General features: G+C 71.3%; 14 protein-coding genes. 10 read left to right on the top strand and 4 right to left on the bottom strand.

Annotated elements, in window-relative coordinates; genetic code table 11:
• Nucleotides 1-153: 153 nt before the first annotated feature.
• Nucleotides 154-1323: a steroid 3-ketoacyl-CoA thiolase gene (locus tag ABD346_RS24040; RefSeq protein ID WP_344377552.1), complete on the bottom strand. Its 1170-nt coding sequence runs from the start codon at nucleotides 1321-1323 to the stop codon at nucleotides 154-156.
• 237 nt (nucleotides 1324-1560) lie between these two features.
• Here ABD346_RS24040 and ABD346_RS24035 point away from each other — a divergent pair, with 237 nt between their 5' ends.
• The 6 genes from ABD346_RS24035 (at nucleotide 1561) to ABD346_RS24010 (ending at nucleotide 6859) form a co-directional block, all read left to right on the top strand.
• The gene (locus tag ABD346_RS24035) at nucleotides 1561-2808 is read left to right on the top strand and encodes a cytochrome P450 (RefSeq protein ID WP_344377551.1); all 1248 of its coding nucleotides are present in this window, start codon (nucleotides 1561-1563) and stop codon (nucleotides 2806-2808) included.
• An 81-nt stretch (nucleotides 2809-2889) separates the two neighbouring features.
• A complete protein-coding gene (locus ABD346_RS24030; protein ID WP_344377549.1) occupies nucleotides 2890-3861 on the top strand; it encodes a phosphotransferase family protein in 972 nt (323 codons plus the stop codon).
• A gap of 62 nt (nucleotides 3862-3923) precedes the next feature.
• Nucleotides 3924-4628, top strand: coding sequence for a pyridoxamine 5'-phosphate oxidase family protein (locus ABD346_RS24025; RefSeq protein WP_344377548.1), 705 nt, complete (start codon nucleotides 3924-3926; stop codon nucleotides 4626-4628).
• Between the two features lie 151 nt (nucleotides 4629-4779).
• Nucleotides 4780-5886, top strand: a complete 1107-nt coding sequence (locus tag ABD346_RS24020) for a DUF2330 domain-containing protein (protein ID WP_344377546.1) — start codon at nucleotides 4780-4782, stop codon at nucleotides 5884-5886.
• 80 nt (nucleotides 5887-5966) lie between these two features.
• Nucleotides 5967-6296 carry an antibiotic biosynthesis monooxygenase family protein gene (locus ABD346_RS24015; RefSeq protein WP_344377545.1) on the top strand — a complete coding sequence of 110 codons (330 nt, stop codon included), beginning with the start codon at nucleotides 5967-5969 and terminating at the stop codon, nucleotides 6294-6296.
• 59 nt (nucleotides 6297-6355) lie between these two features.
• Nucleotides 6356-6859 carry a GNAT family N-acetyltransferase gene (locus tag ABD346_RS24010; protein ID WP_344377544.1) on the top strand — a complete coding sequence of 168 codons (504 nt, stop codon included), beginning with the start codon at nucleotides 6356-6358 and terminating at the stop codon, nucleotides 6857-6859.
• Between the two features lie 10 nt (nucleotides 6860-6869).
• Here ABD346_RS24010 and ABD346_RS24005 read toward each other — a convergent pair whose 3' ends face one another.
• Entirely contained in the window at nucleotides 6870-8912 is a 2043-nt protein-coding gene (locus tag ABD346_RS24005) for an MDR family MFS transporter (RefSeq protein ID WP_344377542.1), read from the bottom strand.
• Nucleotides 8913-9106: 194 nt separating this feature from the next.
• On the opposite strand from ABD346_RS24005, the gene ABD346_RS24000 reads away from it, so the two are divergent.
• The 3 genes from ABD346_RS24000 (at nucleotide 9107) to ABD346_RS23990 (ending at nucleotide 11100) form a co-directional block, all read left to right on the top strand.
• On the top strand, nucleotides 9107-9952 hold the full coding sequence (locus ABD346_RS24000) for a peptidoglycan-binding domain-containing protein (RefSeq protein WP_344377540.1): 846 nt from the start codon (nucleotides 9107-9109) through the stop codon (nucleotides 9950-9952).
• An 87-nt stretch (nucleotides 9953-10039) separates the two neighbouring features.
• Nucleotides 10040-10258: a hypothetical protein gene (locus tag ABD346_RS23995; RefSeq protein WP_344377538.1), complete on the top strand. Its 219-nt coding sequence runs from the start codon at nucleotides 10040-10042 to the stop codon at nucleotides 10256-10258.
• A gap of 167 nt (nucleotides 10259-10425) precedes the next feature.
• Entirely contained in the window at nucleotides 10426-11100 is a 675-nt protein-coding gene (locus ABD346_RS23990) for an HAD-IA family hydrolase (protein WP_344377537.1), read from the top strand.
• 118 nt (nucleotides 11101-11218) lie between these two features.
• On the opposite strand, the gene ABD346_RS23985 is transcribed toward ABD346_RS23990, so the two are convergent.
• Nucleotides 11219-11800: a TMEM165/GDT1 family protein gene (locus ABD346_RS23985; RefSeq protein ID WP_344377536.1), complete on the bottom strand. Its 582-nt coding sequence runs from the start codon at nucleotides 11798-11800 to the stop codon at nucleotides 11219-11221.
• Nucleotides 11801-12056: 256 nt separating this feature from the next.
• Nucleotides 12057-12821: an ABC transporter permease gene (locus tag ABD346_RS23980; protein ID WP_344377534.1), complete on the bottom strand. Its 765-nt coding sequence runs from the start codon at nucleotides 12819-12821 to the stop codon at nucleotides 12057-12059.
• A gap of 325 nt (nucleotides 12822-13146) precedes the next feature.
• Here ABD346_RS23980 and ABD346_RS23975 point away from each other — a divergent pair, with 325 nt between their 5' ends.
• Entirely contained in the window at nucleotides 13147-13815 is a 669-nt protein-coding gene (locus ABD346_RS23975) for an HNH endonuclease family protein (RefSeq protein ID WP_344377533.1), read from the top strand.
• Nucleotides 13816-13817 lie beyond the last annotated feature (2 nt).

The raw sequence follows: 13817 nt of genomic DNA, 5'->3' as shown, positions 1-13817 counted from the left end.
CCGAAAGCGGACCACACACAGCCCCTCCGGCGTTTGAGGAGCGGGGGTCCGGGGGCGGCGCCCCCGGGAACGGACCTCAGCCCATCACGACCCCCGGAGGCCACGCGGCGGAGCCGCAGAGTGTCGCAGCGGGAAGGGGCGGGCTGGGGAAACCTACAGCCGCTGAATGATCGTCCCCGTGGCCAACGCCCCACCCGCGCACATGGTGACCAGCGCAAACTCCTTGTCCCGCCGCTCAAGCTCGTGCAACGCCGTCGCGATCAGCCGAGCCCCGGTCGCCCCCACGGGATGCCCCAGCGCAATCGCACCCCCATTGACGTTCACCTTCTCCAGGTCCTGCTCGAAGACCTGCGCCCAGCTCAACACCACAGAAGCGAACGCCTCGTTGATCTCGACCAGGTCGATGTCCCGCAACGACATGCCCGCCTTGCCGAGCACCGCCCGCGTCGCGTCGATCGGCCCGTCGAGATGGAAGTGCGGGTCGGCCCCCACCAGCGCCTGGGCGACGATCCGCGCCCGGGGCTTCAGCTTCAGGGCGCGGGCCATCCGCTTGGAGGCCCACATGATCGCCGCCGAACCGTCCGAGATCTGTGAGGAGTTGCCCGCCGTGTGCACGGCCGTCGGCATGACCGGCTTGAGCCGCCCGAGCGCCTCCATGGACGTGTCACGGAGGCCCTCGTCGCGGTCGACGAGGCGCCACATGCCCTGCCCCGCCGCCTGCTCCTCCTCCGTCGTGGGGACCTGAACCGCGAACGTCTCGCGCTTGAAGCGTTCCTCGCCCCAGGCGACCGCCGCCCGCTCCTGCGACAGGAGACCGAGAGCATCGACCCGCTCCCGCGTCAGGCCTCGGTTACGGGCGATCCGCTCCGCCGCCTCGAACTGGTTCGGCAGGTCCACGTTCCACTCGTCCGGCCACGGCTTGCCCGGCCCGTGCTTGGAGCCCGAGCCAAGGGGCACCCGTGACATCGCCTCGACCCCACAGCTGATGCCGACGTCGATGACCCCCGCCGCGATCATGTTGGCGACCATGTGGCTGGCCTGCTGGGAGGATCCGCACTGGCAGTCCACGGTGGTCGCGGCCGTCTCGTACGGCAGCCCCACCGCGAGCCAGGCGTTGCGCGCCGGGTTCATGGACTGCTCGCCGGCGTGCGTGACCGTACCGCCGACGATCTGCTCGACGCAGTCGGCGTGGATGCCGGTGCGGCCGAGGAGTTCGCGATAGGTCTCGCCAAGGAGATAGGCGGGGTGCAGATTGGCGAGCGCGCCTCCACGCTTGCCGATGGGGGTGCGTACGGCTTCGACGATGACGGGTTCCGCGGCCATGAGCTCGTCCTCTCCTGACACAGCCGCTGGGTGTCCCGGCACCGCACGGCCACGAACTGATACGCGTTCTAGTTCTGAGTGCAGTCTTATGAGAGCTACCCCGGGTACGCAAGGGTTGTGCACGTCCCGCGTAGGGAGTTCCGTGCGCAACAGATGCTGCCGCGGCCCTTGCCACTTGTAGAACCCGTTACTACCTTTCGGACAACTTCTGATGGACCGTCAGACATGGAGTGGCCAATGCGTTGCCCCCACCTGCCCGACGGGTTCGACTTCACCGACCCCGACCTGCTCCAATCCCGCGTGCCGCACCCGGAGTTCGCCGAGCTGCGGCAGACAGCCCCGGTGTGGTGGTGCGCCCAGCCGAACGGCATCGCCGGCTTCCAGGACGACGGCTACTGGGCGGTGACGCGGCACGCGGACGTCAAGTACGTGTCCACGCACCCGGAGTTGTTCTCCTCCACCACCAACACCGCGGTCATCCGCTTCAACGAGTCGATCAGCCGCGAGCAGATCGACGTCCAGCGGCTGATCATGCTGAACATGGACCCGCCCGAGCACACCCGGGTCCGGCAGATCGTCCAGCGCGGCTTCACCCCCCGCGCGATCCGCTCCCTGGAGGGCGCCCTGCGCGAGCGCGCCCGCAGCATCGTGAACGCGGCCCTGTCGGAAGCCGACAAGAACAACGGCACCTTCGACTTCGTCACCAACATCGCCGTCGAGCTCCCCCTCCAGGCCATCGCCGAACTCATCGGTGTCCCCCAGGAGGACCGGACCAAGATCTTCGACTGGTCCAACAAGATGGCGGCGTACGACGACCCCGAGTACGCGATCACCGAGGAGATCGGCGCCGAGGCGGCGATGGAGCTGGTCTCGTACGCGATGAACCTCGCGGCGGCCCGCAAGGAGTGCCCGGCGAAGGACATCGTCTCGACGCTGGTCGCGGCCGAGGGCGAGGGCAACCTGCTCTCGGACGAGTTCGGCTTCTTCGTCATCCTGCTCGCGGTGGCCGGCAACGAGACGACCCGCAACGCCATCAGCCACGGCATGCACGCGTTCCTGACCCACCCCGACCAGTGGGAACTCTACAAACGCGAGCGCCCCGAGACCGCGGCCGAGGAGATCGTGCGCTGGGCGACCCCGGTGGTCTCCTTCCAGCGCACGGCGACCCAGGACACCGAACTCGGCGGCCAGAAGATCAAGGCGGGCGACCGCGTCGGCATCTTCTACTCCTCCGCCAACAACGACCCCGAGGTCTTCGAGAACCCCGAGCGCTTCGACATCACCCGGGACCCCAACCCCCACCTCGGCTTCGGCGGCGGGGGCCCGCACTTCTGCCTCGGCAAATCCCTGGCGGTCCTCGAAATCAACCTGATCTTCAACGCGGTGGCCGACGTCCTGCCCGACCTGCGTCTGGCCGGCGATCCCCGCCGCCTCCGCTCGGCCTGGCTGAACGGGATCAAGGGCCTTCAGGTGTCCCGGAGTTGACCCACCCGGAACCGGGAGGCAGGGGCCGTCCCCCTACGCCCCGCCCCTGTCTCCTCCCGGGCTTCCCGTTACGCTCGTGCCATGGTCAACGGGGTGGACACCGCAGGTCAGGGCTGGGGCGCGACCCGGCTGTGGGTCGAGAAGAGCGTGGGCGCGCAGGTCGAGCAGGCGGTCGCGCTGCACGGCGGCATCACGTCCGAGATGCGGCGGCTGTACGTAGGCGGGGAGCGGCCGCGCTCGGTCGTGCTCCGCTCCTTCGTCATGGAGTTCTACGTCCGGCACGCCCGCGGGCTGCTCACGCGCGAGGCCGACATCCTGACCCTGCTCGCCCGCACCGGCGTGCCAGCCGCCGAGCTCATCGCCGTCGACGCGGGCGGCGACCACTGCGACCACCCCTCGCTGCTCATGTCGCTGCTTCCGGGCGAGGTACGCCTCGACGCCTCCGGCGCCGACGGGCGCGCGCCGCTGCTCGCGCGCCAGCTCCTCGACATCCACCGCGTCGAGGTCGGCGCGTCCGAGCGGCCCCGCGACTACCAGGCCTGGACCACCGCCGACGAAGTCGAGGCACCCGAGGACACCCGCCGGCCCGACGTCTGGCAGCGCGCCATCGACGTCATCCGGCGCCGACCGCCCACGTACCGGCCGGTGTTCCTGCACCGCGACTTCCATCCCGGCAATGTTCTGTTCACCGGCGCCGGTGCGGATCTGCGCGTCAGCGGCGTGGTCGACTGGGTCGAGACGTCCTGGGGCCCGGCCGACCTCGACGTGGCGCACTGCTCGACCAACCTCGCGCTGCTCCACGGCGCCCCGGCCGGGCTGGCCTTCGCCGAGGAGTACGCCGCGGCGGGCGGACAGCTCGCGTCCGACCCGCACGACCGGCTGTACTGGCGCCTCCTCGACGCCCTCGCCTTCGCCCCGGATGCCGCGAAGGTCGCCGTCCCCTGGCGCGCACTCGGCCGCACCGACCTCACCGAGGACCTCGTCAAGGAGCGCCTGGAGGACTACGTCCAGGCCGTGCTCGACCTCTGCACGCGGGAGACCGACACCTCTTGATGAGCGCCCTTTCTGCTGAAACAGTTGACCAGGCATGCCCTCGCAACTGAATCGGCAGGAAAATGGACGCAGAGCGACCGGATCAACACATTCAGCCGACACACCTGGCCGTCACCGAACGGACCCGGCATCGGCGGCTGCGTGACCAGGGCAGCACCCGGGTCGCGGATCTCGACGCGATCCTGAGGGCCGGGTTCGTGTGTCATCTCGGGGTGGTCGTCGACGGCACGCCGATGGTTGTGCCGACCGTGTACGGCGTGGACTTCGAGAGCCGGACCCTGTTCGTGCACGGCTCGGTCGCCAGCCGCAGCATCGTTCAGGCGCCGGACGCGACGGTCTGCGTGAGCGTCACGCACATCGACGGGCTCGTGCTCGCCCGGTCGGTCTTCGAGCACGGGGTCAACTACCGCAGCGCGATGGTGTACGCCGTGCCCCGGCTGATCACCGGCGGGGACGAGCTCCTGCACGGGCTCAGGGTCGTCACCGAGCACTGCACGCCGGGCCAGTGGGACTACGCCAGGCGCCCCAACTCCCGTGAACTGGCGGCCACTTCACTGCTCGCCCTCTCGCTGGAGGAAGCGTCCGTGAAGGTGGCCGCGGGCCCGCCCGACGATGCGGACGGGCCCGACGGGGAACTCGGCCTGTGGGCCGGGGTGGTGCCGCTGCGAAGCCGCTTCGGGGCGCCCGAGGCCGACCCGGCGCTGCCCGTCGGCATCGCCGTGCCCGCCCATGTCGCGGCTCTGGGCGGCGGCAGCCCGGGGAATTGACGACCCGCGCAACCGTGTCTACGCCTGGCCGTCCCGCAGATTTGTCCGGAACGGTCCCGGAACGAGCCGCGAACGGGCAACGTACCGGAACCGAAGGCACCGCAACGCCGTCGTAGCTCCCGTCGATCGATCAACACGGGGGTTCGCGGACATGCGGAACGGTCAGAGGCGATGGCGGCGGGCGCTGTTGGTGGCATTGGCGCTGGTGGCGATGCAACTGGGCTCGCTGGTGGCGCCCGCGTACGCCTGTGGCTGCGGGGCGATGGTGCCGCAGAGCGGGCGGCAGTTGAGCGTGAAGCAGGAGACGTCGGCCGTGCGCTTCGACGGGCACACCGAGCAGATCGTCATGCGGCTCACGGTCGACGGAAACGCGCCTAAGGCGGCGTGGATCATGCCGGTGCCGAGCCGGGCGACGGTGAAGCTCGGCGACCGGCACCTCTTCGACCAACTGGAGGAGCTCTCCGAGCCGGTGAACCGCACCCGTTCGTACTTCTGGCCCCGGGACGGCGACTGGCCGTTCACCAAGAGCCGCAGCGTAGGCGACGGAGCGCCGAACCCCGGGGCAAAACCTCCCGTCGAGGTGATCGGCAGGGAGCGGCTCGGCCCGTTCGACGTGGCCCGCCTCACCGCCACCGACCCGACGGCCCTGCGCGACTGGCTGACCCGCAACGGCTTCCAGCTCCCGCCCGCCCTGGCCACGGAGCTGCGCCCGTACGTCGACCAGAAGTGGGAGTACGTGGCGATCCGCCTCGCCCCCGACCAGCAGGGCCAGACCCTGGGCGGCCCCCTGGACCCCCTGAGCCTGACCTTCGCCAGCGACCGCCTGGTCTACCCGATGCGCCTGTCCCGTCTGGCGAAGACCCCGCAGACGCTGAACCTGTACGTCCTGGCGAACCACCGCATGGAAACGACGTCACCGATCGGCGGCTCCACCCCCCAGCTCCTGTTCGCGGGCGGAATCGCCCACCCGACGGGCTCCCTTGCCGACCTGGTGGGCCGTGAAAGCCCGGTCTACCTGACCGCCATGACCCAGTTCTTCCAGCATCCGTCCGAGATCACCGGCGACCACGAACTGAAGACGTCGACCGACGACACACCCTTCCAACGGGCTCGGTACACGGACGCGTTGATGACGGTGGGCGGGATTCCGGCCTGGCTGTTGACGGTGGGGGGCGTGCTGGTGGTGCTGGGGGCCGGGGCCGGCCTCGCCGTCCGGGCCCGCGTGAGGCGTCGGGCCACCGCCCTCACACCGCTTTGACCTGGCCATGTAGCACACTGACCCCACAAGGACGAGGCGAAGGCCCCCACCCCCGGCGGCCTTCTGACGAGAGGTGTCGCGTGGCCAGCGTCGTAAAGATCAACGTACTGACCGTGCCGGAAGAGCAGCGGGAGGTCCTTGAGAAGCGGTTCGCTGCTCGGGCCGGGTCGGTGGAGAACTCGGACGGGTTCGAGTGGTTCGAGCTCCTTCGGCCGGCCGAGGGCACCGACCAGTACCTCGTCTACACCCGCTGGCGCAGCGAGGAGGACTTCCAGAACTGGATGGCCACCTCGATGCGCGGCGCCCACGGCGGCTCCCAGGGCGAGGGCGGCGAGCGCCCCAAGCCCGCCGCCTCGGGCTCGGAACTGTGGTCCTTCGAGGTCGTCCAGCAGGCCGCGCCCAAGGCTTGAACCCGGCGGCCCGCTTAAATCGGTGGCCACAACGGCCACCCCCGGGATAGGTAGGGGCCATGAGTTGGATCATGGCTGCCGAGCAGCCCGACACCCCCGATGCGAGTCTTCTGCGGCGCGACTACTACGACGAGGTGGCGAGCCGGTGGTACGGCCGGCCCGCCACGGTCGAGGAGATCGCGCAGGGGCTCACCGATGACGGTGCCGATCAACTGCGGTCGCCCACCGGAGGCTTCGTGGTCGGGCGGTACGGCGGGCGTCCCGCCGCCTGCGGGGGTGTGCTGCTGTGTGCCGAGGCTCCCGTCATCGACGGGACCGCCCCGGCCACGGCCGAGCTCACCCGCGTCTACGTCCGCCCCTTCGCGCGCGGCACCGGCGGTGGCGCCGCGCTGCTCTCGGCCCTCGAGGACGCGGCCCGGCGCCTCGGCGCCCGGCGGCTCGCCCTCGACACCCGGCACGATCTCGTCGAGGCCCGCGGGCTCTACGCCAAGCACGGCTATCGCGAGGTCGAACCGTACAGCGAGGGTCCCTACAGCGAGCGCTGGTTCGCCAAGGAGCTGTGAGTACGGCGCCCTACGCCGCGTGGTCCCTCGGCGCCCCCGGGCCCGTCGGCTGTTCCCCGTCCGAGCCCGACAGCTCCGCCGAGAGTTCCGCCACCAGTTTCTCCAGGTCCCTGGGGCGGTCCGGGCCCCACCAGTCGCCGAGCAGCTCGGCGAAGGACTCCTCCCGTGCCGCTGCCAGGCGGACCGCGACCTCGCGGCCCTGGTCCGTGAGGATCATCGGCATGCCCTCGCGCGTGGCGAGCCCGCGTTCCTCGATCTGGCGGGCCGCCTCGGTGATGACGTGCAGCGGTACGGTGACGCGCTCGGCGAGCACCGCGGGGTCGGCGGACCCGTACTTCCTGATGCGCAGGAGCAGCCAGCTCGCCGCCGGGAGAAGGTCGAGGTCCGCCTTCGTCGTGATCGTCTCGTAGATCTTGCGGCGGCCCTCGCGCGTGCCGAGGACCGAGAGGGCCCGCGCGCACTCGTCGTAGGAGGAACGCTGGACGGGGTTCGAGGCGAGGGTCTCGCTGGTGTCGGGCGCGGTGACCGCACCCCGCAGCTTGTCCTCCTTCAGGAACCACGCCGTGACGAAGGCGAGGAGCACGACCGGCGCCGCGTACAGGAACACGTCGGTGATGGAGGACGCGTACGCGTGCAGTACCGGCGGCCGTGCGGCGGGCGGGAGTTGGCCGATGGCGCGCGGGTCGGCGGCGATGGTGCCGGGGCCGACGCCGGGCGGCAGCTGCTGTCCGGCCAGCGCGTCGGCGAGCTTGCCGGTGAGCCGGTTGGTGAAGATCGTGCCGAAGATGGCGACGCCGAACGAGGCGCCGATGGAGCGGAAGAAGGTGGCACCCGAGGTCGCGACGCCCAGGTCCGCGTAGTCGACGGCGTTCTGCACGACCAGGACCAGGACCTGCATGACCAGACCGAGGCCCGCGCCGAAGACGAAGAAGTAGACGCTCATCTCCCAGGTGGAACTCGTCTCGGTGAGCCGGTGCAGGAGCAGCAGGCCGATCGTCGTGACCCCCGTGCCCGCGATGGGGAACACCTTCCAGCGTCCCGTCCGCGACACGATCTGGCCGGACGCCGTCGAGGTCAGCAGCATGCCGAGGACCATCGGCAGCATGTGCACCCCGGACATCGTCGGCGAGATGCCCCGCACGACCTGGAGGAACGTCGGCAGGTACGTCATCGCGCCGAACATCGCGAAGCCCACGATGAAGCTGATGACCGCGACGAGGGTGAACGTACGGATCCGGAACAGCTTCAGCGGAAGCACCGGCTCGACCGCCCTGCGCTCCACGGCGGTGAAGGCCACGAGCAGCACCACGCCGAGCACCGCGAGCCCGATGATCTGCGCCGATCCCCAGGCCCACGTCGTACCGCCGAGGGACGCGACCAGGACCAGACAGGTGGCGACGGAGGCGATCAGGAAGGTGCCCAGGTAGTCGATGGTGTGCCGGGTGCCGCGCGCCGGGATGTGCAGCACGGCGGCGATGACGAGGAGCGCGATCACCCCGATGGGCAGGTTGATGTAGAACACCCAGCGCCAGCTGAGCTGTTCGGTGAAGAACCCGCCGAGCAGCGGACCGAGCACGCTGGTCGCGCCGAAGACCGCGCCGAACAGGCCCTGGTACTTGCCGCGTTCGCGCGGCGAGACGATGTCGCCGACGATCGCCATGGACAGGACCATCAGTCCGCCGCCGCCAAGACCCTGGAGCGCCCGGAAGCCGATCAGCTCGCCCATGTTCTGCGCGATGCCGCACAGCCCGGAGCCGATGAGGAAGATGACGATCGCCAGCTGGAACAGCTTCTTGCGGCCGTACTGGTCACCGAGCTTGCCCCACAGCGGGGTGGCGGCGGTGGCGGCCAGCATGTAGGCCGTGACCACCCACGACAGGTGCTCCATCCCGCCGAGGTCGCTGACGATGGTCGGCAGCGCGGTCGAGACGATGGTCTGGTCGAGTGCGGCGATCAGCATGCCGAGCAGCAGCGCGCCGATGGCGACCAGCACGGTCCGCCGTTCCTGCCCCGCACCGGGGGCGACGGTGGCGGGAGCGATTCCCTGAGCCATGACCACGTCCCATCCGTGTGTGTGCTCCGACTCGCTCCCACCATCTTGATCGGAATGTACGGAAATGGCCTGCCGGGCTGCTCCCGCGCACCCCGGGTGCCCGCGGGCCTCCGGGCATAATCGCTCGCAGTCCATGGGGAGGGGACCCGACGATGACCGGACACGGCTGTCCTGAATGCGGCGCGGAACGGGGGGTGGACGGCAGACCCGGCTGCGCCTGCGCCGAGCGCGCCGCCGAGACCCTGCACGCGGAACGCGTCGCCGAGGCCGCCGCGGCGGAGGACTTCGACCCGCTGCGGATCCGGCCGTACGTGATGCTGCCGAACGCCGGGGAAGAGCCGCCCGCCGCCCCCGAGGCCCCGTCCGAGCAGACCATGCGGCTCGGGACGGTCCCCGCCGAGGAACCCCCGGCCACGGTTCCCGAGCCCCCGAGCCCCGCGGGAGCGCCCCGCAACCGGCGCCGTCTCGCCGCCCTGGCCATCGGCGCCGCCGCCGCGGTCGTCATCGGTACGGCGGCGTTCGCGAGCACCCTGTTCGCCGGGGACGCCACGCCGAAGCGGGCCCTGCCGGACGTCGCGGACACCGGCGTCCCGTACGGCGGCGCCGACACCGCCTCCGCCGAGGCTCCCTCGGCCGTTCCCTCCCGTACGAAGAAGGCGGCCCCGGGCCGCTCCCCCTCGGCACGGCCCTCGCCGACTCCGTCCGCGTCCAGGGCGGCCTCGCCGCCCCCGTCGAAGCCCGCGCCCAAGCCCTCGGCCCCCGCATCCGGACCGCCCTCGAACTCCCCCGGCGACAAGCCGCTCGCGCCGCCGCCGAGCACGACGCTGCGGCGGGGCGACAGCGGGCCCGCTGTGCTCGAACTCCAGGAAAGACTCGGCCAGTTGGGGCTCTACACCGGAACCCCGGACGGCGTCTTCGGGTCCCGTACGGAGCGCGCGGTACGCGACTTCCAGTCGTACACGGGCGTCGACGGCGACCCGGCCGGGGTCTACGGCCCGGCGACCCGCCGCGCCCTGGAGTCGATGACGGACCGGCCGTAGGCGCGGCACGGCATCCCCGGCCGAGAGGCCCGGTTCCGCCTCCGCACGGCCCGTGACATCCGGGCGCGGGAGGCGGACCGTGGAGGAATGACGCCCACGAGTCCGGCCAAACCCAGGCGGAGCCCCTGGCTCCTGCTCGTCCTGCCCCTGCTGCCGCTGATCGTGCTGCTGCGGCTGCTCCTGCGGCGCCGCACGCCGGACGGCTCCGGCCCGGGCGGCCCGCCGCCCGCCGGGGTGCGCGAACCGCGCCGGCCGAGGCCCGGCCCCCCGGCCGCGACGGTGGCCGCGCCGGTCCCGGGCGAGTAGCTCCGGCCCGCAGCTCCGAGCGACAAAGGGGGGCCGGGTGGCACAACCCCCTCCGCGTTTTGTATCGTGGTGGAACAAAGTGATCCCTGCCTGTACTCCCTGACCGGCGGGCGGGGGTCACCTTTGTGTTTCTGTGCCCCCCCGCTCCCGTGCTCTGGAGTCCGCCGATGCCGGCCAGCACCACGACCACCACCGTCCTGACCGCCCGCGCCTTCCTCCTCGACATGGACGGCACGATCGTGAACTCGGACGCCGTCGTCGAGCGCTGCTGGCGCCGCTGGGCCGAGCGCAACGGCCTCGACCCCGAGGAAGCGCTCAAGGTCGTCCACGGCCGCCAGGGCTACGCCACGATGGCCGTGCTGCTCCCGGACCGCCCCATGGAGCAGAACTACGCCGACAACAAGGTGATGCTCGCCGAGGAGACCGCGGACACCGACGGCGTCGTGCCGGTCGCCGGGGCCCCCGCCTTCATGGCCGCCCTGGCCGGCCGGCCGCACGCCCTGGTGACCTCGGCCGACGCCGCGCTCGCCCGGGCCCGTATGACGGCCGCGGACCTGCCGATGCCCGAGGTGCGGGTCACCGCCGAGTGCGTGGGCGCGAGCAAGCCGGACCCGGAGGGCTTCCTCAAGGGCGCCGCCGAGCTGGGCTTCGCCCCGGCGGACTGCATCGTCTTCGAGGACTCGGAGGCCGGCATCGCGGCGGGCAGGGCCGCGGGGATGCGCGTCGTGGGCGTCGGCCCGCGCGCGAACGCCCACGAGCCCACCGCGTACGTCCCCGACCTCACGCACCTCACCGTCACCGCCCAGGCCGACGGCACCCTGCGCCTGGAGATCACCGGCTGACCTCCCGATCGGTGCACCAAGAACAAACGGCCCCCGTCCTACCACGGGGGCCGTTTTCACATCCGTACGCCTGGAACATCCGTACGCCTGGGACATCCGTATGCCCGGGAGAGGAGCCTCAGCCCGCGACCGCCTCGAACAGGCTGAAGCCCGCGAGCGCCAGCATCAGGCAGGCCGCCACCTTGGTGATCAGGCGCAGCGGCACGCGCTTCATCAGGGCCTTTCCGCCCACGATGCCGAGCCCGGCGACCGCCCACAGGCCGAGCACCGCGCCGAGGCCGACGGAGAGCGGGTTGTCGTAGCGTGCGGCCAGGTTGGCCGTCATGATCTGGGTCAGATCGCCGAACTCGGCGACCAGGATGAGCATGAAGCCCGCCCCCGACACCTTCCAGAACGACTGGTCGGCGGGCGCCTTCACTTCCTCGTCGTCCTCGCCCTTCTTGAAGAGCAGCATCGCCGCGCCCGCGAGGAAGAGCACCCCGACGATCGCCTGGAGCAGCCGGTGCGGCAGCAGGGTCAGCACGCTGCCCGCCGCGATGGCGAGGACGACATGGACGGCGAAGGCGGCCGCCACGCCGACGAAGACGTACGAGGCCTTGTAGCGGGTGCCGAGCATCAGGCCCGCGAGCGCGGTCTTGTCCGGGAGTTCGGCGAGGAAGATCACACCGAAGGTGATCGCCATGATCGTGAAGCTGAGCACGGAAGGAGTTCCTCAATCGGTCGGGCACGGCCGCACCGAGAGCAGTTCGGACAGAATCCGGGGTCGCTTCGGCTCGGCAGCGCCATGAATGGTCATGTCACTGCGGCCGAAGGTCTCGCTGGCGGGTCCCTCGCGGGCACTCGCCTCCGGGCGCCGGCCGAGAACCCCCTGAGGGACCCGGCAGTATGTCGACGTTCCGGCGAAGAGCTACTCCCCTTCTGCGCCCTCAAGGGTACGGCATGCCGTACGCACCCCATCAGGGACTTTGGTCCCGTACGGTCACCCGCGCCTCGCGGTGCACCTTGCCCCGCGCCACGAGTTCCAGCACGACCGACACCGCGACCGCCTGTACGGCCATGAGCGCGACCAGGACGAAGAGCTGGACCGCGCCCGCCTGCACGGGAGAGGCGCCGCCGAGCAGCATGCCGACGAACGCGCCGGGCAGCGTGACCAGGCCCACCGTCCTGGTCTGGTCGAGGCCGGGCAGCAGCGCGTCGGAGGCGGCGGGCCGGGCGATCTCCAGGCGGGCGTCCCGGTCGAGCAGGCCGAGCGCCATCCCCGCCTCCACCTCGCCGCGCCGCGCGGTCAGCTCGTCGAGGGCGCGGCGCCCGCCGAGCACGGTCGCGGTGAGCGCACCGCCGATGAGGATGCCGGTGACCGGGATCAGCGTGATGCCCTTGACCGGGACGAGCCCGGTGAGCAGCAGCGCCGATACCACCGGTACGACGCCGGCCGCGATGGGGGCGGCCGCCCACCACCAGGTGGTGTTGGCGGTCATGCGGCGCCCGGCGGTGCGCACCGCGACGGCGTACATCAGGGCCAGGAATCCGAGCAGCAGCGGCACCGAGCCGACCACCCAGTGGATCGCGAGGGCGACCACGGCGAGCTGAACGGCCGCCCGCACCCCGGCGATCAGGATCTCGCGGTGCCGCCCCAGGTGCGCGGCCGCGGCGACGCCCGCGGCGGCGAGGAGCAGGGCGACGAGAACGGCCCCGAGCGTGACATTCACCGGCAGCAGCACGCGCCCACCGTACGACGGGCGGCCCGCCGGGACGCTCACCCTCGCGGGGCGGGTGCGCCCGGCAGGACGCTGCCGCACGAACGGCCCGTCGGCTTCCTTCCCTGTCAGGGACGCGCGAACGGCCCGTCAGCTCCTTTCCCATCGGTTGCGCACGAACGATCCGTCAGTTCCCTTCCCCACGGGTCCCGTCCGAGCTCTTGATCTGACGTGCCCATGTCGCCACGCTGTTACCTGGCGCCCACCCGAAGGAAACCTGGCGCCGTCACGCTGGCCGGGCCGCCCGTCCCGTGGCCGGTCAAGTTCCCCCCACTTCAAGGGAGTTAGCATGTCAGCCGCCATAGGAACCCGTACGCCCCGCGTCTACGCGCGTCGCACGGCCGTTCTCGCCGCCGCTGCCGCGCTCGCCGCGGGCGCCGCCCTCATCACCGCCCCGGCCGCCGTGGCCGCGCCGCCCACCCCGGTCGACGCCGCCACCGCCCGCGCCTACCTCGGCCAGCTGACCGTGCAGGCGGAGGGCTCGCTGACCGGCTACAGCCGCGACAAGTTCCCGCACTGGATCACCCAGTCCGGCACCTGCAACACCCGCGAGGTCGTCCTCAAGCGGGACGGCGTGAACGTCACGACCGACTCCAGCTGCGCGGCCACCAGCGGCAGTTGGTACTCCCCGTACGACGGCGCCACCTGGACCGCCGCCTCCGACGTGGACATCGACCACATCGTGCCGCTCGCCGAGGCCTGGCGCTCGGGCGCGAACAACTGGACCACCCCCCAGCGCCAGGGCTTCGCCAACGACCTGACCCGCCCCCAGCTGATCGCGGTCACCGACAACGTCAACCAGGCCAAGGGCGACAAGGACCCGGCCAAGTGGCTGCCGTCGCAGACCTCCTACCGCTGCACCTACGCACGGATGTGGGTCGACGTGAAGCACTACTACAAGCTCACGGTCGACTCCGCCGAGAAGTCCGCGCTCCAGGGCATCCTCAACGGCTGCTGACA

Origin of the sequence: Streptomyces mauvecolor (assembly GCF_039532965.1) — a bacterium.
GTDB lineage: Bacteria > Actinomycetota > Actinomycetes > Streptomycetales > Streptomycetaceae > Streptomyces > Streptomyces violascens.
Note: the sequence above shows the minus strand (reverse complement) of the source record. Positions and strands in the feature narration are given on the sequence as shown.